This window comes from Pseudorhodoplanes sp., from assembly GCA_032027085.1.
Lineage (GTDB): Bacteria > Pseudomonadota > Alphaproteobacteria > Rhizobiales > Xanthobacteraceae > Pseudorhodoplanes.
In genome coordinates this window covers 1,383,740-1,403,802 of sequence record JAVSMS010000001.1, presented here as the reverse complement: position 1 = coordinate 1,403,802, position 20,063 = coordinate 1,383,740, and the positions used below count along the sequence as shown (strand labels likewise).

Here is a 20,063-nt window from a genome sequence, read left to right as displayed (position 1 = left end):
TTTGTCGCAACGGCTCGCCGCATCTCCGGGCCGGGTGAGCAAATCCTGCACTAACACTCTCAATTTACTACCGTCATTTTTCCCTTGGGTGATTGCGCCTCCGCACAATGTGCAGCCCGGCGGCAGCGTCAGGCGACGTGGCTTGCTGCAACGCAGCCTCCATGTCGAGATAGCCTGCTGCCCATCTATCCCGCAGACTGTGTCTGGAATAGTTGAACGTCTTCTCTGGCCCAGCATCGTGCTTGCTGGCCCGATGGCTCAGATAGAATATTGTCCACGGATCCTGTTTTTGGCGGCAGTAAGCATCGAGCACGCGGAGGGTCTGGTTGCCAAAGAACAAATCGTTCTTTCGCTCCAGAGACGATTCGAGGCTTGTTGGACGCGATCCGTCACTTGCAAAGAGATCGATCACAAAGACTGTACGCTCAGTATCTTCTGTGAGCACGATTTCCACAGGGGCATTTGCATAGAGTCCTCCATCGCCCAGGAGCCGTGAGCCAATCTCGACAGGGGCAAATTCGGGTAGAAAGCCACAACTGGCGAGCAAATGATCGGCATTAAGCTTGTCTCCGGCGGCGGTATCGAACGTTACCAGTTCTCCGGATTCTATATCGGTTGTCGCAATGCTGACCCGGATGTCGCCTCGATTGAGCAGATCAAAATCGAGCAATCGCTCCACCCGTCGGTGCGTCGGCTCCAGGTCGTAGAAGCTTTGAAACCGGTCGAATGGATTCAAACGAAGCCGGGGAGTGAAATGGCCAGCCGCGCCAAAGAGGCGCGTGGATATCACTGTCATCCAACTCTGAATGTGGAGAGATGGACCGATCTCAAACGACGCAGGAAAGTTGCTGGCGGACCAGAACTCGCGCAATGCGGACACTCGCCGTGCAGGGGGATTTCCCGCAATGAGAGCTGCGTTTATTGCGCCAACCGACGAGCCAGCCAGCCAATCGGCATTGAACTGGCTGGATTTGGACAATGCCTCATAGGCGCCGCCCTGGTAAGCACCAAGTCCGACGCCGCCGGCGAAGACGACCGCGGCCTGCTGCGACATCGTGGAATGCTCCCATTGGCTGTTCTAGTTCAAGGTCCGCGACGTTGTTTGTCGCTATGTTCAAAAGATGATGGAACGGCCGGTCGGCGCATGTCGGAACGGGCTGTCTCGGGGATGTCGATGGAAGACAGAGGGGCTACGACTCTAGAAACTGCCGCGCCTTGACTGCCGGATCAGGAACGACGGATGGACTCTCCGAATCCGGCGCAAGCACGCGCATCGCTTTGCTGACATCCTCGTCCATCAGGAGCTCACCGAGCCGGTTCACGGTCCACTCGGCCGAAGCACGGCAACGCGGATCGCGATAGCACTCGATTTCCAGCCGGGCGATCCGGACGGCTTCAATCAGGGCAAGGAGGGCGTCCTTCATTCTCCGGCTCCTTCTACGCGCCACACATCAGCGAGCCACGGACCTTAAAGCAGGCTGGAGCGGGTTTCGTTCCGTCCAGAGAGCCGCAGGTCTGGCTCGTTTGCAGAGGACATCGGAACCACGCCCGAATTCAGGCGTTTGTCGTAGTCCTTGAGCGCGGCGCAAGCGGCATGAAGGTCGCCACCTTCAATATCAACAATGTGCGCAAGCGCTTGCCAAATCTGCTGTCGTGGCTGCGCGCGGCGGAGCCCGACGTCGTTTGTTTGCAGGAACTCAAGACCAGTCACGCCGACTTCCCGGCTGATGAGATGCGCCGCGCCGGCTATCAGGCCTTCTGGCGTGGAGAAAAGAGCTGGAACGGCGTGGCCATCCTGAGCCGAGGAGGCGAGCCGGTTGTCACGCGGACCGAACTTCCCGGCGATCCCGGTGACAAGCAGAGCCGCTATATCGAAGCCGCCGTGAACGGCATCATTGTCGCCTGCCTTTACCTCCCCAACGGCAATCCGCAGCCCGGCCCCAAATTCGACTACAAGCGGGTGTGGTTCGAGCGGCTCATCAAACACGCCGGCACACTCATCAAGGCCAAAGTGCCGGTCGCACTGGTTGGTGACTTCAACGTCGTTCCGACCGACGGTGATATCTACCCCAGCAAAAGCTGGAAGAACGATGCGCTGCTACAGCCGGAGAGCCGCGCCGCATTCCAGCGTCTGATGAAGCAGGGATGGACTGATGCAGTGCGCATGCTGCACCCAGACAAGCCGATGTACAGCTTCTGGGACTACATGCGCAATCGCTGGCAACGCGACGCCGGACTTCGCCTCGATTTCATTCTTGTCAGCTCCGACCTCGCCAGGCGGCTGGTTGCCGCGGGCGTAGACCGGTCAGTGCGCGGCAGGCACAATGCGAGCGATCACGCGCCGGTTTGGGCGACGTTGGACATGACAGCACGGAAACGACGACAACCCGCGGCCAAGGTCGGTGCGACGCCCGCTCAATCAAAAGGCAACTTGCGCCCGACGCTCATCATCGACGGCGATTCCTTCGCGCACCGTTCCTACCACGCGTTGCCCAAGACCATTCGCCGCACCGACGGCAATGGCGGCAATGCGATCCTCGGCTTTGCCAACTTCCTCCTGCGTCTCTACAATGAGGAACGACCGCGCGCGGTCCTGGTCGCATGGGACACACTTACCGCGCCGACCTACCGGCACAAGGCCTTGCCGGCTTACCAGGGCGGCCGTCGCTTTGACAAAGCGCTCGTCGAGCAACTTGACCGCTTGCCGGAATTCGTCGCGGCTTGCGGACTTGCCAATGCCAAGGCGCCCGGCTTCGAAGCCGACGATTTCCTTGCTGCCGCCGTGCGGCGGGAAGAACGACGCGGCAACACCGCGCTCGTGGCATCCGGCGACCGTGACACCTTCCAGCTTGCGTCAGGCAAGACAACCATTCTTTACCCGGCGGGAGCGGGTGTGATCCATCGCATCGGCCCGGCCGAAGTTCGCGAACGTTACGGGGTCGAGCCCAAGCAGGTTCCGGATTTCATTGCTCTGCGTGGCGATCCTTCCGACAAAATCCCCGGCGCTCCGGGCGTGGGGGCGGGAAGTGCTGCTGAAATCCTGCGCAAGCACGGGAGCCTGGAAGCAGCCCTCAAGGCAGGCCGTTTTGCCGCTTACAAGAAAGAGCTACGGCTTTATCGCTCCATTGCCACGATGGACGCTTCCGCGCCGATTCCATCCTTGCGGAATCAAAAGCCCACCTGGGCGAAAGCGGCTGCGCTTGCCCGGGAATGGGGCCTGCAGCAACTGGCCCGCAGGCTCGAAGAAGCAGTGTTCTAGGCGCGCATGCCAGGCCGTGTATTCGGACCGCTTGAAGCAAGCGTTGATGCAGCAGGCCGAACCTGCCGCAGGTCCTGGACGGCGAGGTCAAAGCGACGGTTATCAAGGAAGGCTGTCACGTCGAGGGTTGCGCTATTTTCTCATTCATGCCGCGCCGGTTTTCCTCCATCGGCGCCTTCTATCGTTCTTTCAGGACTTGTTCTGACGGAAACGCCTCAATGATGACGCAGAATGGGATCACCACATCGTCGCCGTCGAATCCAATGGAGCTCCGTCGTGAATGCAAGTGCGATCATTACAGGTGCCGTCTTCGTGCTTGTTCTCGATGGCTTTGCGCATTCGAGTGCCGGCGTCACATCATGTCGCGTCGTGCAAAGTCTGGCACAGGAGCACGCACAAGATATGGCGCGCCGCGAAAGGCTTGATCACGCCGGGTTTGCAAAGCGCGCTGCGCGAGGCGCAAGAGCCGAGAACGTTGCGATGGGATATTCGAGCAAGTTGAAAACGCTGGCGCAATGGCAAGCCTCACCTCGCCATGCGGCGAACATGCGGTTGCCCGGCTGCAAGGGGTTGGCGCACGCCGTATCACGAAATGGCACGTATTATTGGGTATTGATCATTGGCAGATAGATGATCGCGTGCTGATGCCCCGCGGCCTCGCAGTTCCATAATTGAACTGCGTCTGCTGCAGCCGGATCACGTTTTCAGCGTCATCCGGTGCCCCTCTGCGGTCGTCAGGTGAACGCTCGTGCCGCCGATGGCTTTCAGGGTGGTTTCGATATCTTCGGGCGGCATGTTGCTGAATGCCGTCGAGAGCGCATCCGCGGCGGTCGCGCGCGGCGCGATGACCGTGACGCTGCGGTAAAGGCTCGGCGACAGCCCGGTCTTCGGATCGAACAGATGGCTGAAGCGGCCCTGCGCATCGAAGCGGAATCCATAACCGCCCGATGTCGCGACGGCCTGATCGACAATCGCGAGAGTCTCGCCGATGCGGTCCGGCTGGTCCGGATCGGCGATGCCGACCTGCCAGGGCCGTTCGTCGGGGCGTGCGCCGAGCGCGCGGCTCTCGCCCATATTGACCAGGCTGTGGTCGATCCCGTTGCCGCGAAGAAGGGCGACGACACGGTCGGTGATGTAGCCCTGCGCGATTCCGTTCAAGCTCAACGCCATGCCCTGGCGCAAGAATGCAATCCGGTCCGGACTAAGCAGCACCTTCGCGATTCCAACCTTGCCAAGCGCTGTCTCGATTGCGCGCGCAGGCGGTCCGCCGGGATCGGCATCCGGTCGCGAGAAGTGGTCGGCATAGAGCGCCCAGAGGGACTGCACGGTCGGGTCGAACGCGCCGCCGGTCGCCTCCGCGTAACGCCGGCTTTCACCGAGCAGCTCGACCAGTTCCGGCGGCGGCGCCTCGAGAACGCCACGACGATTGAGAGCAAACAGATGAGAATCATCGCGATACAGGCTGAAGATGCGCTCCAGACGGCGCACCTCGTGGATGGAGGTCTCGACGAGATGCTCGGCGACGGCGCGATCCGGATGATGGATCTGCATGGTGGCGACCGCGCCCAGCGCCACGCCCCGCCAGGTCGCCACAGGTGTTTGCGCGCGTGCGCCCGGCCGGAGCGGCATGAGCTCGAGGCCTGCCGCCGCGGCCGCAATGCAGATGAATCGCCGACGCGAAAAATGCCGCATCATGGCTGGCTCCTCAGTGTGCATGTCCAGGTTTCTCCGCCGCTCCGGCCGGTTGTCCGGGCGGGCCGTCGGCCGACCCGGCGCCGAGCACATAGTCACGTGGCATTTCGGTAAAGGTGACAACGCGGCCGCCATTTTCGGCCACGAATTTCTCGGCCGCACTACGATCCGAGAACGGCACTGCTTCAGGGGCTCCCATTCCGCCTGTCATGCGACTGCCGATCACGAAGAAGGCTTTGCGCGCGTCCACCCAATTGGTCGCGCCAGGCTCCTCCCAACTCGCCGCCTTGGCCATGTCGGACACGTAAATCGCCCGGATGTCCTTCGGTTCCTCCGGCAGCATCGTGAAAGAAAATGCGTCGCGGGCGGAGGAGAACCACACCGGATCGGTTCGGCTCGCGAGGATGATCTGCCCCTTGGGACCGGCATGCTCCAGGACGTTCATTCCGCAATAGCGCCCGATCGCGTCGGCGGTGAGCGCGTTCGGCGGAGGCGGCGCCTCGGCGGCCTTCTCGCCGCAGCCGGTGAAGACAAGCGTCGCCAACAGCGCTCCAGCAAGAGCAAGTGTCCTCATAGCTCCCTCCGCGAGAACGCGAACGTGGCGAGCGCCAGCGGCAGCACCGCCCATGCGGTCAGCGCCGCGAGCAGCATCGAGGCATCGAGCGTCATGGCATCGGCGAGGCCCGCCATGCCCGAGAACATGCTGACGTTTGTCGAGCCCGCAAGGTTGAACATGCGATAGACGTCGGTCGGATTGAGCAGCAACAGCGCGTTGAGGGTGCCCGCCGACACGGTGCGTCCCTGGTCGACAACGAGCAGCGCGAGGAGCGCCATGTCGTAGACCAGCACGAGCACCAGCCAAATCCCGATGGCGATGCCGGCCGCCGTGCCGCGCTGATGCACGAGCACACTGACAAGATAGCCGACCGCAATGAACACGGCGCCGAGCAGAATCGACGAGCCGATCAGCATTGCGAATGCCGTCCAGCTGCCGGCTTCGATGGCTTCTCCCGTTCCGACCAGGGCAATGGCGGCGACGCCGTAGCCGAGCACTGTTGCGAAAGCGAGGATCGCGAGGTGGCCCACGAATTTTCCGAGGATCACCTGCCAGCGGCCCACCGGGTAGCTCAGCAGCAAGAGCATCGTGCCGCGCTCGATGTCGCCGACAATCGCGTCATGCGAGATCAGCAGCGCGATCAGAGGCACGAGGAAGATCGTCAGGCTCGAGAGGCTGACGATCACGACGTCGAGTGCGCCGACGCCGACGCTGCCGGTCGGCGCGTTGCCAAGGAATGTGAGCGTCAGCGCGAGCGCCGCGAGCAGGAGCGTGGTGGCGAGGACCCAGCGATTGCGCAGCCCCTCCTGGATTTCCTTACCGGCAATGATGAGGATGTTTCTCATGGCGCCGCTTCCTGCGCGCGCAGGAAATGCGCGTAGAGTTCGTCGAGGGTCGGCGGCACGACGTCGACATCCGTGACCGGGGAGCCGTGCTCGGTCGCGCGCCGCAGCAAGCCAATCTTTTGATCCGGCGTGGCGTCGAGCTCGATCATGTGGCCGTTGACCTGTCGCCAGCCCTCGACCGGCTCCAGCCACTTGCGGGCGGCGTGCACGTCTGCGCCGGTGACGGTCAGTCTGATCCTGGCCGGGAGACGGGCGACGCGCCGCAGCTCGTCGATTGAACCGTTGGCGACCATGATGCCGCGATTCATGATGATCACGCGATCTGCACGCTCCTCGATTTCGGTGAGGGCGTGCGAGGACAGGACCACGGTCGCGCCGCGATCCCGCAGGTCCTGCACGATGTCGTAGAAGCTCAGGCGCAGCGCCGGGTCGAGTCCCGTGGTCGGCTCGTCGAGCAGCAGAAGCTGCGGCTCTCCGATCAACGCCTGGGCGAGACCGAGACGCTGGCGCATGCCCTTGGAATAGGTGCCGACGCGCCGCGTCGACGCCTCGCCGAGACCGACGCGATCGAGCAGCGCGAGCGCCTTTCCGGCGCGCTCCCGCTTCAGGCGCGCATAAAAGGACAGGACCTCGCGGCCGGTCAGCGCGGCGTTGAAGGCGACATTCTCGGGCAAATAGCCGAGCCGGCGCCGCGCCTCGAACTCGCCATGCGCCGGGTTCTCGCCCAGAACGCGGATCGATCCTTCGCTCGGATGGATGAGGCCCAGCATCAGCTTGAGCAGCGTTGTCTTGCCGGCGCCATTGTGGCCGACGAGCGCGATCGTCTCGCCTGCAGGCAGGTCAAAAGACACGTCGCGCACGGCCACGATCGTTCCGTATCGCTTGGTCACGCGCTTGAGTTCGACCGTGGCCTTCATGGCCGCGCTCCGTCGCGCGCGGCCGGCGGCGCCGGCGGCGAGATCAGGGGGCGGCTGTCGACCACGCCGCCCGGCAGCAGCGCCGGGAATTGCGCCTGCGCCCAGCGGATGACTTGAACGGCCGGGCTGTTGATCAGAACCTTGGCTTGCGGCGCCGTCCACAGCACCTTGTCGATCAGATCGTTCGGCCGGTAGGCGGTGTCGGCGATGCCGTCACCGTTGAGATCGAATGCGGGATTGTCGCTCCAATAATTGCCGCGGCCGCCTTTCGACCAATCGAGATAACGCGTCCCGACATACTTCACCTGGTTGCGGTTGTTCACGAAGGCGTTGCCGACGATCTCGTTGCCTTCGGATCCGGCGGTGAAGTGAATGCCGATCTCGCAGCCCTCGAACCAGTTGTCGCGGAAGCTGTTCTGGTTCGTGTTGTAGACGAAAACGCATTTCTCCGGGCCGGGGCGCGCGCCTGTCGTGACGGCCGGACCCGGCTCGCGGTCGCCGAGCCGGTGTTCGCGCGCCTCCGGATGCGATCCGGCGCGCGTCCAGCGCTCCGCAGGCTGCAGGCGTCCCCGCACCACGTTGCCAACGATCCGGGAACCGTTGGCGAAATTGAACAGAAAGCCGCGATCCCGGTCGCCGTCCGACACGTTGCCGCGGATCGTCAGCCGGTGCGAGAACATGACCGCGTAACCGACGGTGTTGCCGATGGAGACGTTGTCGCTGACCTCCCCCTCGTTGGTGTACATGTAGTGGACCGCGAAGCGCAGATCGCGGAATCGATTGCCGCTGAACACATTCGTGCGGCTGGCGACGGAGAAGATCCCGTCGCGCCCGAAACGGATGTCGTTGTCCAGAACCTTGGCGCCGGGCGCGTTCCAGACCGACACGCCGTTGCCGGCGTCGTTCATGCGGCCGCGCCGAATGCCGATGATCTCGTTGCGCTGGACGACGGCGCCGTCGGCGCCGTGGATGTAAACGCCGTAGAGATTGTCCTCGATCCTGTTGCCTTCGACGAGCGATCTTCGCGCCGTCTTTTCGATGAAGACGCCGGCGTCCATCTTTTCCAGGTCGGTGCCGGAGCCGCGGATGGTCAGGCCCCGCACGACGGCTTCAGGCGCCGCAACCGTGACGACGCTGCCTTGCCCGCGTCCGATCAGCATCGCTCCCGGCTCGCCTTCGACAACGAGCTTGCGGGTTATCCGCAGCGGGCCGCGATGCTCGCCGGCTTGGAGCACCACCACGTCGCCATCGCGCGCGCGGTCGAGCAAACCCTGCAGGTCGGCTGCGCCCGGCGGCACGGCAATCCGTTCTGCAGCAGCTGGCCATGCGAGGCCGGCGGCGAGTATTGCCGCCGACCCCAAACGCGCGACGCCGGCAATAGTGAACATCGGCTCACACGTTGCGCGGCTCGACCAGCATCCGGCCCTGCATCTCCATATGCATCGCATGGCAGAACCATGTGCAGTAGTACCAGTAGACCCCCGGCTTGTTGGCCCTGAAGGTCACCGATGCCGTGGCCTGCGGCGCGACCTCCATGTTGATGCCGTAATTCACCATGCAGAAGCCGTGGGTGAGGTCCTCGACGTCGTCGATGTTGGTCACGTAGACCGTCACCTCGTCGCCCTGCTTGACGTTGAAGCTCTCCAGCCCGAATGCAGGCGCAACGGAGGTCATGTAGACGCGCACCTTGTCGCCGTCGCGGATCACCTTGGAGTCGCTCTCCAGCGTCACGCCGTCGGCCTTCGCCTGTCGCACGGCGTCGGCGAAGAAGGGGTCGTCGCGCTTCCAGACGTGGACCGGGTTGATCTTCGAGCGGTGGACAATGGTTGCATCATGCGGCTCTGCAAAGCTCGGACTGTCGTGAACGAGCACCATCCGGTCGCCCGATATGTCGATGAGCTGATCGTTCTCCGGCTTGAGCGGGCCAACATTCAGGAAGCGGTCCTTGGAGAACTTGTTCAGCGACAGGAGCCACTTGCCGTCGGCCTCCTTGGTCTGCCCCATGGAGCTGTGGTTGTGGCCGGGCTGATAGTGAACGTCGAGCTTCTGGACGACGGGATCAACCTTTTCGCCCCTGTAGGCCCGCTTGGCGAGTTCGATGTTCCACTTGCAGATCTGGCTGTCGAGGAACAAAGTTGTGTAGGCATTGCCCTTGCCGTCATATGCGGTGTGGAGAGGTCCCAGCCCCAATTCCGGCTCGGCCACGACGGTATCACGCGGCTTGATCTTGTCGTCGAACAAATCGTCGAACTTGCGCACATCGAATACTGTTACCGTCGGTGACAGCTTGCCGTTGGCGACCAAGTGAATGCCGTCTGGCGCCGTATTCATCCCGTGGGGGTTATTCGCAACCGGCACATAGCGCGTGTATGGCGACCCATTGCGCCCGTCGAACACCGGCACGCCGCCGATCGTCTTGTAGTCGCCTTTCTTGACGGCTTCTTCGATACGCTTGATGTTGAAGATGACGACCCAGTCCTGCTCCTTCGCGGTCATCTCGGCGAGGGTCACGCCGCCCTCGGAATTGTAGCAGGTCGAGAAGCAGTATTTTCCCTGATAGTCGGCGTCAACATTGTCGAGATTGCCGTCGACGATGACCTGCCAGGCGACCTTCATCGTCTCGCCATCGACGGCGCTGAAGACGCTTGAGTATTTCTTGGGATCATCAAGAATCTTGCCGTCGTTCGGGATCGGTACCCGGTCCTCGCCATTGCAGAAGACGTAGCCGGTTTTCGGATATTTCTGCACGCGCAGGCCGTGCACCGTCGACTGGTTCGGCAGCTGGATGATCTTGTCGCACTTCATGATGTCGAGGCGGATGCGGCAGACGCGCGTGTTCGACTTGTCGTTTGCGTAAAGATAGCGCCCGTCATAGGTGCCGTCAGTGAATGACACGTGCGGGTGGTGCAGGTCGCCGTTCATGTAGATACCGCCCCTGTCCTTGAGGAGTTCGCGGTATTCGGGCGTAAGACCTTCGGTCAGCACTTTCAGGCTCTCGTTGGTCTGGCCCCAGCCGGTGGCGCTGCAGCGGTTAAAGACCGGAATGCGCATCAATTCGCGCATGGACGGCAGACCCATGATCCGGACCTCGCCGGACTGTCCACTGGAGAAGAACACGTAATATTCATCGAGCTCGCCGGGTTTCACCTCGTATTTGAGGGGAGCCGCAGGGCGCGCCGGCGGTTGCTGACGGGGCTGCGCCTGAGCCGGCGTGACCGCATCAATTCTTGTGAGGCCGAAGCCACCGGCCACGCCTGTCGCGCCGGCCGCAGCGACCGCAGCCGTTGTGCCGAGCATGCCGCGCCGACTCAATCCAGCCTTCTTGTCTTGGTCCGTCATGAGAACCTCCTTCTTGGCTGACCCGAGCGAGCAAACGCCTGTCCGGTCCGGTCAGTGTTGATGTGGATCAAGATGAGTCTTTCATTGAGGTATCTGCCGTGGTCGGTGTCAGAACCGGTTTCCCCAGATGTGTGATGATCGGCTCGCCGGCGCCGGGGCCACCGGCCTTGTCCCCGCGCAAAACGGAAGACGACATGGCCTGACGCTTCTCGCGCTTGAGGCGGAGCTGGACCATGTGCAGGCAGCGCTGGTCGTCGTGGTAGAGTTCCTGACAATGCATGCAATAGATGCATTCGTTGACGTTGATATGTCCTTCGGGATGGATCGACTGGACGGGGCATTCGTTGGCGCAGCGCTGGCAGGGCGAACCGCATTCGGGCCAGCGCTTCAACCATTCGAACATGCGGATGCGGCCCGGAATAGCGAGCGCGGCACCGAGCGGGCAGAGATAGCGGCAGAAGAATCGCTCGACGAACAGTCCCGCCGTCAGCAGCGTGAGCGCGTACACCACGAAGGGCCAGTCACGCACGAATTTGAGGATGATCGCCGTCTTGAATGGCTCGACCTCCGAGAAGATTTCCGCCAGCGCGACAGAATAGAGTGAAAGGCCGAACAATCCGAGAAAGATGATGTATTTGATCGGCCATAGCCGCTCGTGCAGGCCCCAGGGAATCCGGAATTGGGGAATCTTGAGCCACTGCGCGAGATTGTTAAGGAGCTCCTGCAAGGCGCCGAACGGACAGAGCCAGCCGCAGAATGGGCCGCGTCCCCAGAACAGCAGGCCGGCCGCGATCGCGCTCCAGAGGATGAAGATCAGTGGCGCGGCGAGGAAGAATTCCCAGTTGAAATCCGTGATCAGCGAATTCGTGAACGTCACGACATTGACGACGGACAGTTGCGCGTTGGCGTACCAACCGAGCCAGACCAGCGTGAAGACAAGATAGGAGCGGCGGACCCAGGTATAGACCAGCGGACGCCGCACGAGCGTGTTCTGGAAGAAGAAGATCGCAGTAAGGACAAGCAGCGCGACCGCAGTGATTCCGATCGAAACAGCATTGGAGCGCCACATCCGCAGCCACAATGGCTCATCGAGCGAGCCGGCAGGCGCCTCGATGTCGTCGAGCGGCGGCCGTGCAGGACTCGTGGCCGGAGCGGAGGGCGCGGGCGGGGCTGCAGTTGCTGGCGGCTGCTCGCGACGCACGAGGTAGCGGTCAGGAAGCGTATAGCCGACTTCGAAAGTCAGGAATGCTTTGTCGCGTGCGCCGACGCTGCGCTGGACGAGAAGCTGCAGTTGCCAGGGCTCGGTCAGATCGAGAGTAAGATCATCCGGCATCACGAACAGCGCGATCTCGCGCAGATCCGGCGCGCCGGCGGCGGCCAGCGCGCCAAGGCGCGTGTGGTTTCGATCGCGGAATCGGGTGCTGGCGCTTCCCTGTATCAACTCGATGCGGTCGAAGATGCCCCCGCGGACATATCCAGATCCCTTGAAGGAATATGCGCCGTCGCCAGCAACCACGATCGCCTGCTGATTTGGCTTGAGTCGCTGGACAAGCCGTTGATAGCCTTCCTCGCCGAGCAGACTGCGGCCGATGGTTGGGACCGACACCGGCGCCACGTAAAGGTCGATGAACGTGTCGCCAGGCTCGCCGGCTTCCGGATTCTGGGCCGCTGCCGTTTTGCCGGATTTTGCAAAAGCATCACTGACTTCGCCGATGGTGAGATGCAGGCGCCGAACCGAGCCGTCGCCGAGAAGGCTCTCCCAGTCCCGCACCTCGCTTTGTTGAAGGTCGACCGTTTTGTCGGCAGGTAGGGCGGCAGAGGGGGCGGTCGGACTTGCCGTACCGAGGCGCCCGCTGCGGATGAGGCGGACTGCTGAACGCACGACGCTGTCACCCATGACGAGCACAGTCACGGTCGCCCCGCTCACGATATCGACCTGCGGTGGGCGCTCGGTGCCGGCGGCAACCGGCGTGATGTCCTTGCCGATGAGACTGTTGATGGCCTCGATCACCCGACGCTCGGGAATACCGACGAGCACGATCGGCTCGCTATGACCGACGAGCTTGAGTCCGGTGACGACGCCCTTGGGATCGATGCCGACCAGGATGTGGATCGGCTTGCCTGAATAGCCGACCGAGTTCGTGAAGTCCGAGTTCAGGTAGACATAGCCGACGAGCTGATCGCCTTTATAGGCGGGTACCAGAGGAGGGTCCCCTTGCGGCGCGCCGAACCGATCTGCGTCGCGGACCAGCTCCGATGGCTGCGCCTTCGGCAGGAATTCCTGGAGACGCGCCGCTGCACATGCGACCTCCACCTGCAGCACGACCAGCACGGCCGCAAGCGTCGCCGCCATCCAGACAAGCAGCGAGCCGCCAACCGGGAGAACGCTCCGCATCGCTGCAGGCAACACGAGACGGCCTCGTTTTGTCGATCGCGTCTGAACTGGGCGAGACAATTTACTGCAACCTCGAGCGGTTAATAAGGTTCCCCACGATCACAGTTGGCGCCTACCTTGCGGTGCATCAGCAGATTCGCCGAGATCGCTCCGGGAGCCTCTCGCTAGGACACCCGCGCTTCGCACGGGTTGCGCTGGCGCAAGTTGACGGGGGGCAGCAACGCCTGTCAAGGTGCAATGATAGTTTTGTAGCGCCGGGTTATTGTTGAGAGAGTCGGAAATGTCCCTTCTCAAGACGGCACCGCGCGGAGTCGTTCGCTCACTTGAGGAGATATTCGCCATCGCCTATGCGATGGCGCGAGAGGCTGCGACTCGGTACGCACAACTGGCCACGCGCGCCCGAGCCGAGGGCGTGTCCGAACTCGCGGATTTGTTCGAACGGCTCGCCGAGGAGAAACGAAGTCACGAGAGCAGCGTTCTGCAATGGTCGCAGCAGCGCAGCGGCAAGGCCCCCGATCTTTCCGACATGAGATGGAAGCTGCCGCAAATATTCGACGAGGAAGCGGCTGGCGAACTCGCCGTCTCACGGCTCGCCAGCGCATACCGCGTTCTGTCGATGGCCGTCCGCAACGAGGAGCGCGCGTTCGCGCTCTGGAGCTACATAGCCGCCGAGGCCGAGACACCCGAGATTCGCAAAGCCGCGGAAAAGATGGCGCTCCAGGAGCTCGGACATGTCTCGCTGTTGCGCCGCGCAAGGCGCCAAGCCTATCACGCAGAGCGCGCCGCTCATCCGCAGGACCGTCCGCGTTCGCCAACGGACAGGCTGGCGGCGGCTGCGGTTCTGGAACGCCGCCTCGCGGATCAGCTCGAAGGCTTGGCTGAACGGCTGGTCGGGGATGAAAGCCTTCGCGCGCGCAGTTTGGCGGCACAGTCGCTAACCATGGCGGATGAGGTCGCGAGCGTGGCGTCCCGAGACGACGGAGAAGCCGTCGAAGATCTGGATGTGGCGACTGCGGCGGAGCGTCTTGTGGAAGACTATCTCGACGTTGCCGATCTCTCGCGGGACGAGAGCATCGCCTTGCTGGCTCAATCCTTGGCAAAGCGAGCCATTTCGCGGCTCGCCTGGTTGCACGCGCTGGCGGCTACCGATGCGGCAGCGCTCCGACGCCGCTCGTGAGGCCGCTTGGGGTGTAGCGGAGGGCAAATTTGGTTCCTGACACGACACTGCCCAGGAACGCCAGCAGTGCAACGATCGTCAGCGGCCCGCTCCAGAGCCGAAGTACGTCAATCTCCGCAAGGCCTCCGGCGAGGCGGAGGAGCAAAGCGATGTGCAGGATTGCGAGGGGCGCGTACAGCCTTGCGTGATATTGCACGCGAAGACCGGTGACAGCGGGCAGGATAATGAGGGCATGTCCGAACACCATCGACAGTACGAAGCCGATGAGAACGGCATGCAACGCGAGATCATATCCAAATGCATAGTCCGCCGGTGGAACGGCGATCAGCAGTCCGCCGGCGATGCCGAGCCAAGCATAACCAAGCAGCATACAGGCCGCGAAGAAACGCGTCTGGCCCTGTTGGCGGATGGTGCGGCGCGCGATGTCGTACCGCAGCAGCCATGCGGCGCAAGCCAGAAGGCCGATGCTGAAGAGTGTGGAGCCGTTGGCGTTCAACAGCCCGTTCCAGGCACCGGCGGCGAGGAGGCCGATCGCGAACAGGAAAAGCGCTTCGCTTCCCGGCTTGGGCTGCAGCATCCGACTCAATTCCAGCCGCTCGCCCGCGATCGTCAGTATCAGAAAGGTGAGCCACCAGCCCGCGACGTCAGGCAGCGCGGCTCCGGTCATCCAGAGGATATCGCCTGCAAGCCAGGCGAGCGCGCCGAACAGCATCGTCCCCGTGTATAAAGCCGGATGACGCAGCACCACGAGATAGGAAGCCGAGGCCAGAACGGCTGCAGCAATGATGTAGGACGACATGGCGACAATTGAGGGCATGCCGGCGAGCAGCGCGAAGCTGCCCAGCGCAGAAAAGGCTGGCGCGGCATAGGTCCAGTCACGGCCGATCGCGACCGCACGCTCCAGGCTGATCAACGTTCCGAACAGCCCGCAAATCATCAGAGGGCCGTGCAGATCAGCGAGCCCGGTTCCATGCGGAAGAGCCCAGCCGAGCCGCAGCAATCCACCATAGAGACCTGTCAGCAGTGAAACCGCGCCGAAGGCGAGGAGAGCCACGCGGAGCCGGATGCGGCGTTGGCCGACACCGGAGTCGATTGAGGTCTCAGCTTGTGCGGCTGATGCGGACGCGCCAGACATTGGGGCCTTGCTCCAGGTATTGCCATGCGAATATGCCGGCGTGTCTCGCTTCGAACTGATGCGAGAGCGGCCTTGGATCGTGATCATTGACGATCACAAGGCTGTCGCCGCTGTTGAGCCGATCGAAGGTTCCAAAGATCAAACGGTGCCGCTCGAACGGGGGAATGACTCTGACGTCGATTGTCGTTTCCTGAGACGGCGCGGTTGCGTCCGACATTGGTGCCTCTTGTCAGGTGAAAACATGCTTTGCCGTGAAAGACCCCGGCGCGTCGCTGCTCGACCATCCGAGTTGGCGGCGTCCGGCCTCGGTCATGCGGGCCGGAGACCAGGGCGGATCGCGACAGATTTCGACGGTCGCGGCGGCGTCCGGGAATTGTCGATGCAGCGCGTTGCGTACGTCGTCGACAAGCATCTCGGCCATGGGACAGCTTGGCGATGTCATGGTCATGAGGACGCTGATGCCGTCGGCTGTCCACTCGGCCCGGTAGACGAGTCCCAGATCCACGATGTTCACGCCGACTTCCGGATCGACGACCTCGCGCAGCGCCGGAATGAACCCCCCGTCGATCGGAACCGATGGTTCGGCGGTCAGGGCCGGTGCCTGGGGGTGCGGCTCCGCCGGAGAGCCAGAGTTATGTCCAGACGTCATGGTGGTTCGGTTCATTCGCAAGGATGCCGTTAAGGATGTGTATCCAGGGACCTTTAGGAGCATTCGTTGCGCTGCAGCAAATTCTGGAGAAAAGGGCGGAAACCTTGGATCGGATGCCAAGTCATCTCACGATCGGCAAAAAAAGAGGCCCGTCGAAGCGGGCCTCAAGGATGCCAATCGCAACGAAGTGGATTGGCTCGGTGTCGGATCTGCCTAGATCTGCTTGATCTTGGCGTCCGCGATCACCTTTTTCCATTTGGCGATCTCGGCCTTGATATAGGCCGTGAATTCGGCGGACGAGTTGCCTTCCGGCTCGAAGCCAAGCGATTGCATCTTCGATTTGACATCGGGCAGGGCGACGATCGCGGCAATCTCTTTTTGCAGCAGATCGACGATCGGCTTCGGCGTACCGGCGGGCACCAGCACGCCTTGCATGGTTTCGGCTTCCTGGTCCTTGATGCCGAGTTCATCCAGCGTCGGTACATCCGGCAGGGCCGAAGACCGCTTCTTGCTCGTCACCGCCAGCGCGCGCAGTTGATTATTCTTGATCTGCGTCGTGGCCGGCGGCAACGCGGTGAAGGCGATGTTCGTATGGCCGGCGACGGTCGACTGGATCGCAGGGCCCGCGCCCTTGAACGGCACGCCGGTGAGATCGACGCCGAGCGCCAGACGGAACAACTCGCCCGACAATTGCGGTGTCGTACCGATGCCAGGATTGGCATAGTTGGAATATTTGCCGGGATTGGCCTTGATCAGCGCGACCAGTTCCTTCACGGACTTGGCGGGCACGTCGGGATGCACGACCAGAACATTCGGCGTCGCGCCCGCCATCGTCACCGGGATGAAATCCTTCTCGGCATCGAATGGAATCTTGGTGTAAAGGCTCGGATTGACGACGAAGCTGGATGACACGAAGGCGATGGTGTAGCCGTCAGGGTCCGCCTTCGCGACTTCCGCAGTGCCGATATTGCCGCCGGCGCCGGGCTTGTTCTCGACATAGAATTGCTGGCCGAGCCGCTCGCTCAGCTTCTGCGCGATGACGCGGGCCATCACGTCGGTCGGTCCGGCCGCCGCGAAGGGCACGACGACCTTGACCGGATGATCCGGATATTTCTGCGCGCTGGCCTGCGGCATGAAATCAAAAGCGGCCGCTGCGGCCAGTACGAAAGCTGCGACATGACGACGAAGTGTCATCCTTACCTCCTTTGACTCTCCTCGTTGCGTGACTTGTGTTTCTTGCATCTTGCGTTTCTTGCGTCCGATCCGACTCCGACCTTGCCGGAATTCATGGACGAGCTTGCAGGTGTTGGCGCGGTCAGGCCGCGAGCTTCAGGATCTCCCGTGCTTCCTTGGCTGTCGCGAGCTCTCCGCCCAAGTCGTCAATCAGCCGCGCGGCCTTTTCGCACAGGGCCGCATTGCTCGGGGCAAGCACGCCCCTGCTGATATAGATGTTGTCTTCGAATCCCACACGGACATGACCGCCCAGGCACCAGGCCTGGGTGAGCATCGGGAATTCCCAGCGTCCGATCGCGAAAGCCGCCCAGGTAGCGTCCTTCGGCAGCAGCGAATGCGCGTAGACCAATGTCTGCGATGTTGCGACGAAACCGTAGCGAACGCCCATGACGATCTGAAACAGCGCCGGCCCTTTCAGCACGCCCTGATCGAGCAGCGCATTGGCGAGCTGGATGTCGCCGGAATCGAACACTTCCAGTTCCGGCTTGCTGCCGGCGGCCTGGATTTCCTTCGCCATGATCGACACGTTTTCCGGGGTGTTGATGACGGCGGCTGATCCCGACCACATGGTGTTGAGGTCGAGGGTGGCGATATCGGGCTTCAGCTCGACGATGTGCTCGACACGCTTGAGCGGATGCAGGATCGAGGTGCCGGGTCCGGCGATCCTCGGGTCTTCCTTGCTCGGCACAAAGCGTCCGCCGGGACCGGTGGTCAGATTGATGATCAGATCGGGATTAACGTCGCGGATGCGCTGCATCACCTCGCGGTAATGCGCCACTTCCATGCTCGGCCGGCCGTCAGGATGGCGCACATGGATGTGCGCGATCGCAGCGCCGGCTTTTGCGGAATCGAGGCAGGCCGTTGCGATCTGTTCCGGCGTGCAGGGCAGGCCCGGATGCTGCTCGACGGTGGTGAGATTGCCGGTCACCGCGACGGTCAGGATGGTCTTGTTGTTTTTCTTGGGTGTCGCGGCCATGGCCGGGCTTTTTCCTTTCGTCACGGTTTGACTTCAAACAAACGACTGTTTAATTTCCCGCTTGTCTCAAATCGAGGGTGGCGCGTCAAGCGTGCGAAAAACGGCCGGACCAAAAGCAGTGACGCCGAAAGCCGCGGCTGGGCCGCGGCGGCGGGGCGCCAAGTGCGGCGGAAGCCGCACCGGGCTGCAAATTGCGCGGGTTGGTCGGCCGCGCAAACAGGAGGCGGGGGACGCCGCGCCCTCGGCACGCGAGCGCATCCTCGAAGTCGCCGAACGCCTGTTCGCCGAACACGGCATGTCGGGCGTCGGCCTGCGCGCCATCACTGCGGAAGCCAAGGTCAATCTCGCCTCCATCGCCTATCATTTCGGCTCGAAGGAAGGGTTGCTGGAGGCGCTGTTCGCGCAGCGCGCCGCGCCGATTGCGGAGGAGCGGCTGCGGCTATTGGCGCGCTGCTATGAAAAGAGCGCGACGCCGACGCTGGAACAAATTCTCGACGCCTTCCTGCGGCCGGCTTTGGTGCAGGGCGTGCAACCGCAATTCGGCGGACCGGCTTTCGTCAAGCTGCGCGCGCGTCTCGCCACAGAGCCGGAAACGCTGTCACGCAAAATCCTTTCGAAGGCCTTCGACAAGTCGAGCAAGGCCTTCATCGAGGCCATCGCCAAGGCCTTGCCGGGCGTGCCGCGCGCCGATGTCGAATGGCGCTTTCATTTCATGCTGGGTGCGATGTTCTACACCATGGCGAATTCCGGCCGCATCCAGGCGCTGACCAGTGGGCGCATCGACCCGGGCAACGTCAAGCGCGCGCTCCAGCACATGATCCCGTTCCTGGTCGCGGGCTTTCGCTCCACGCCGTTACATCAACCTGAATGACAAACGAACAAGGAGTAGAGTCAATGACCGCTCGCAAGCTGACGCGCAAGGATTTGAGCGAGGCCGCCGAGAAATACAAGAACTGGGGCAAGTGGGGCGCCAACGATGAAATCGGCACGCTCAATTACACAAGCCCGGACGATATCATTGCCGCCGCCCAGCTCGTGCGCAAAGGCAAGGTCATCTCGCTCGCCTTGAATTTCGATCACACCGGGCCGCAGGGCGCCAAGAGCAAATATCCGAGCATGGGACGCACCAACCCGATCCACACCATGCTGCGCACCGGCACCGATGCCTATTCCGGCGTACTCGACAAGCGCGGCATCCGCGCCGCCGACGACATGGTGACCATGCCCCTGCAATGCGGCACGCAATGGGACGGGCTCGGTCACGTCTTTTATGAGAACTATATGTGGAACGGCTACGACTGCCGCGAAGTGACGTCGGCCGGCGCGCAGAAATGCGGCATCGAGAAAACGAAGAACAAGATGGTCGGTCGCGGCGTGCTGCTCGATGTCGCGCGCTACAAGGGTGTGGAGTCGCTCGACGACGGTTACGGCATCACCAACGACGATCTCTATGAGACGGCGAAGAAGCACGGCGTTACGCTCAAGCGCGGCGACTATATCATCGTGCGCACCGGCATGATGGAGCGCTGCCAGAAGGCGGGAAGCTGGGACGGCTATCCCGGCGGCGACGCGCCGGGCTTCGCGTTTGAGACGCTCGATTTCGTGCAGAAGACCGAACTTGCGGCGCTCGCCAGCGACACCTGGGGCTGCGAGGTGCGTCCGAACCAGAGCGAAGAGGGCATCACCCAGCCCTGGCACTGGATCACGATTCCGATCATGGGCATGACCATGGGTGAGATATTCAATCTCAAGGAGCTCGCCGACGATTGCGCGGCGGACAAGGTCTACGAATTCATGTTCGTGGCGCCGGCGCTGCCGATCACCGGCGCCGTGGGTTCGCCGACCAATCCGCTGGCGATCAAGTAACGCTCAACATCCCTCTCCCCGCAA

Annotated in this window: 19 protein-coding genes and 1 pseudogene; 6 read left to right on the top strand and 14 right to left on the bottom strand. The window is 62.5% G+C overall.

The genetic code is table 11. The features are described 5' to 3' along the window. Window positions 1-73: 73 nt before the first annotated feature. Together RO009_06815 and RO009_06810 are read right to left on the bottom strand one after the other, a co-directional pair. Complete coding sequence (locus RO009_06815) at window positions 74-1,054, bottom strand: patatin-like phospholipase family protein (GenBank protein ID MDT3684735.1); 981 nt, start codon at window positions 1,052-1,054, stop codon at window positions 74-76. A 136-nt stretch (window positions 1,055-1,190) separates the two neighbouring features. Then, a complete protein-coding gene (locus tag RO009_06810) occupies window positions 1,191-1,424 on the bottom strand; it encodes a hypothetical protein (GenBank protein MDT3684734.1) in 234 nt (77 codons plus the stop codon). A 170-nt stretch (window positions 1,425-1,594) separates the two neighbouring features. Here RO009_06810 and RO009_06805 point away from each other — a divergent pair. From RO009_06805 to RO009_06795, 3 genes and pseudogenes are all read left to right on the top strand, one after another. Continuing rightward, a pseudogene (locus tag RO009_06805) lies at window positions 1,595-2,350 on the top strand (exodeoxyribonuclease III). Between the two features lie 12 nt (window positions 2,351-2,362). Next, complete coding sequence (locus RO009_06800; GenBank protein ID MDT3684733.1) at window positions 2,363-3,259, top strand: 5'-3' exonuclease H3TH domain-containing protein; 897 nt, start codon at window positions 2,363-2,365, stop codon at window positions 3,257-3,259. Window positions 3,260-3,535: 276 nt separating this feature from the next. After that, entirely contained in the window at window positions 3,536-3,889 is a 354-nt protein-coding gene (locus tag RO009_06795; protein ID MDT3684732.1) for a CAP domain-containing protein, read from the top strand. Between the two features lie 66 nt (window positions 3,890-3,955). Here the strand turns inward: RO009_06795 and RO009_06790 are convergent, their stop codons facing one another. From RO009_06790 to RO009_06760, 7 genes are all read right to left on the bottom strand, one after another. Next, complete coding sequence (locus tag RO009_06790) at window positions 3,956-4,954, bottom strand: FAD:protein FMN transferase (GenBank protein MDT3684731.1); 999 nt, start codon at window positions 4,952-4,954, stop codon at window positions 3,956-3,958. 10 nt (window positions 4,955-4,964) lie between these two features. Then, window positions 4,965-5,525 (bottom strand): nitrous oxide reductase accessory protein NosL, encoded by a 561-nt coding sequence (locus RO009_06785; protein ID MDT3684730.1) that lies wholly within the window; start codon window positions 5,523-5,525, stop codon window positions 4,965-4,967. Beyond that, window positions 5,522-6,352 carry an ABC transporter permease subunit gene (locus RO009_06780; protein ID MDT3684729.1) on the bottom strand — a complete coding sequence of 277 codons (831 nt, stop codon included), beginning with the start codon at window positions 6,350-6,352 and terminating at the stop codon, window positions 5,522-5,524. Before RO009_06780 ends, RO009_06785 begins: the two co-directional genes overlap by 4 nt. Further along, entirely contained in the window at window positions 6,349-7,269 is a 921-nt protein-coding gene (locus RO009_06775; protein MDT3684728.1) for an ABC transporter ATP-binding protein, read from the bottom strand. Before RO009_06775 ends, RO009_06780 begins: the two co-directional genes overlap by 4 nt. Beyond that, complete coding sequence (locus RO009_06770; GenBank protein ID MDT3684727.1) at window positions 7,266-8,657, bottom strand: nitrous oxide reductase family maturation protein NosD; 1,392 nt, start codon at window positions 8,655-8,657, stop codon at window positions 7,266-7,268. The genes RO009_06775 and RO009_06770 overlap by 4 nt, the downstream gene beginning before the upstream one ends. A gap of 4 nt (window positions 8,658-8,661) precedes the next feature. Beyond that, window positions 8,662-10,608 (bottom strand): TAT-dependent nitrous-oxide reductase, encoded by a 1,947-nt coding sequence (gene nosZ, locus RO009_06765; GenBank protein MDT3684726.1) that lies wholly within the window; start codon window positions 10,606-10,608, stop codon window positions 8,662-8,664. Window positions 10,609-10,675: 67 nt separating this feature from the next. Continuing rightward, window positions 10,676-12,961 carry a 4Fe-4S binding protein gene (locus RO009_06760; GenBank protein MDT3684725.1) on the bottom strand — a complete coding sequence of 762 codons (2,286 nt, stop codon included), beginning with the start codon at window positions 12,959-12,961 and terminating at the stop codon, window positions 10,676-10,678. A gap of 322 nt (window positions 12,962-13,283) precedes the next feature. On the opposite strand from RO009_06760, the gene RO009_06755 reads away from it, so the two are divergent. Further along, window positions 13,284-14,180 (top strand): ferritin family protein, encoded by an 897-nt coding sequence (locus RO009_06755; protein ID MDT3684724.1) that lies wholly within the window; start codon window positions 13,284-13,286, stop codon window positions 14,178-14,180. Here the strand turns inward: RO009_06755 and RO009_06750 are convergent. From RO009_06750 to RO009_06730, 5 genes are all read right to left on the bottom strand, one after another. Continuing rightward, on the bottom strand, window positions 14,146-15,315 hold the full coding sequence (locus RO009_06750; protein ID MDT3684723.1) for a hypothetical protein: 1,170 nt from the start codon (window positions 15,313-15,315) through the stop codon (window positions 14,146-14,148). The genes RO009_06755 and RO009_06750 overlap by 35 nt on opposite strands. Then, window positions 15,281-15,532, bottom strand: a complete 252-nt coding sequence (locus tag RO009_06745) for a DUF2249 domain-containing protein (protein MDT3684722.1) — start codon at window positions 15,530-15,532, stop codon at window positions 15,281-15,283. The genes RO009_06750 and RO009_06745 overlap by 35 nt, the downstream gene beginning before the upstream one ends. A gap of 12 nt (window positions 15,533-15,544) precedes the next feature. Next, a complete protein-coding gene (locus RO009_06740; GenBank protein ID MDT3684721.1) occupies window positions 15,545-15,979 on the bottom strand; it encodes a metal-sulfur cluster assembly factor in 435 nt (144 codons plus the stop codon). 198 nt (window positions 15,980-16,177) lie between these two features. Beyond that, entirely contained in the window at window positions 16,178-17,158 is a 981-nt protein-coding gene (locus tag RO009_06735; GenBank protein MDT3684720.1) for a tripartite tricarboxylate transporter substrate binding protein, read from the bottom strand. A gap of 121 nt (window positions 17,159-17,279) precedes the next feature. Continuing rightward, window positions 17,280-18,173: a 3-keto-5-aminohexanoate cleavage protein gene (locus tag RO009_06730; GenBank protein MDT3684719.1), complete on the bottom strand. Its 894-nt coding sequence runs from the start codon at window positions 18,171-18,173 to the stop codon at window positions 17,280-17,282. 118 nt (window positions 18,174-18,291) lie between these two features. Here RO009_06730 and RO009_06725 point away from each other — a divergent pair, with 118 nt between their 5' ends. Both RO009_06725 and RO009_06720 read left to right on the top strand, forming a co-directional pair. Then, window positions 18,292-19,044, top strand: coding sequence for a TetR/AcrR family transcriptional regulator (locus tag RO009_06725; GenBank protein ID MDT3684718.1), 753 nt, complete (start codon window positions 18,292-18,294; stop codon window positions 19,042-19,044). A gap of 23 nt (window positions 19,045-19,067) precedes the next feature. Continuing rightward, window positions 19,068-20,039, top strand: coding sequence for a cyclase family protein (locus RO009_06720; protein MDT3684717.1), 972 nt, complete (start codon window positions 19,068-19,070; stop codon window positions 20,037-20,039). Window positions 20,040-20,063 lie beyond the last annotated feature (24 nt).

What these genes read in the sequence shown, in the direction of transcription:
- RO009_06740 (MDT3684721.1), bottom strand. Translation starts at nt 15,979, where the DNA reads ATGAACCGAACCACCATGACGTCTGGACATAACTCTGGCTCTCCGGCG.
- RO009_06815 (MDT3684735.1), bottom strand. Translation starts at nt 1,054, where the DNA reads ATGTCGCAGCAGGCCGCGGTCGTCTTCGCCGGCGGCGTCGGACTTGGT.
- RO009_06750 (MDT3684723.1), bottom strand. Translation starts at nt 15,315, where the DNA reads ATGTCTGGCGCGTCCGCATCAGCCGCACAAGCTGAGACCTCAATCGAC.
- RO009_06810 (MDT3684734.1), bottom strand. Translation starts at nt 1,424, where the DNA reads ATGAAGGACGCCCTCCTTGCCCTGATTGAAGCCGTCCGGATCGCCCGG.
- nosZ (MDT3684726.1), bottom strand. Translation starts at nt 10,608, where the DNA reads ATGACGGACCAAGACAAGAAGGCTGGATTGAGTCGGCGCGGCATGCTC.
- RO009_06730 (MDT3684719.1), bottom strand. Translation starts at nt 18,173, where the DNA reads ATGGCCGCGACACCCAAGAAAAACAACAAGACCATCCTGACCGTCGCG.
- RO009_06780 (MDT3684729.1), bottom strand. Translation starts at nt 6,352, where the DNA reads ATGAGAAACATCCTCATCATTGCCGGTAAGGAAATCCAGGAGGGGCTG.
- RO009_06775 (MDT3684728.1), bottom strand. Translation starts at nt 7,269, where the DNA reads ATGAAGGCCACGGTCGAACTCAAGCGCGTGACCAAGCGATACGGAACG.
- RO009_06755 (MDT3684724.1), top strand. Translation starts at nt 13,284, where the DNA reads ATGTCCCTTCTCAAGACGGCACCGCGCGGAGTCGTTCGCTCACTTGAG.
- RO009_06785 (MDT3684730.1), bottom strand. Translation starts at nt 5,525, where the DNA reads ATGAGGACACTTGCTCTTGCTGGAGCGCTGTTGGCGACGCTTGTCTTC.
- RO009_06790 (MDT3684731.1), bottom strand. Translation starts at nt 4,954, where the DNA reads ATGATGCGGCATTTTTCGCGTCGGCGATTCATCTGCATTGCGGCCGCG.
- RO009_06735 (MDT3684720.1), bottom strand. Translation starts at nt 17,158, where the DNA reads ATGACACTTCGTCGTCATGTCGCAGCTTTCGTACTGGCCGCAGCGGCC.
- RO009_06800 (MDT3684733.1), top strand. Translation starts at nt 2,363, where the DNA reads ATGACAGCACGGAAACGACGACAACCCGCGGCCAAGGTCGGTGCGACG.
- RO009_06745 (MDT3684722.1), bottom strand. Translation starts at nt 15,532, where the DNA reads ATGTCGGACGCAACCGCGCCGTCTCAGGAAACGACAATCGACGTCAGA.
- RO009_06770 (MDT3684727.1), bottom strand. Translation starts at nt 8,657, where the DNA reads ATGTTCACTATTGCCGGCGTCGCGCGTTTGGGGTCGGCGGCAATACTC.
- RO009_06720 (MDT3684717.1), top strand. Translation starts at nt 19,068, where the DNA reads ATGACCGCTCGCAAGCTGACGCGCAAGGATTTGAGCGAGGCCGCCGAG.
- RO009_06760 (MDT3684725.1), bottom strand. Translation starts at nt 12,961, where the DNA reads ATGGCGGCGACGCTTGCGGCCGTGCTGGTCGTGCTGCAGGTGGAGGTC.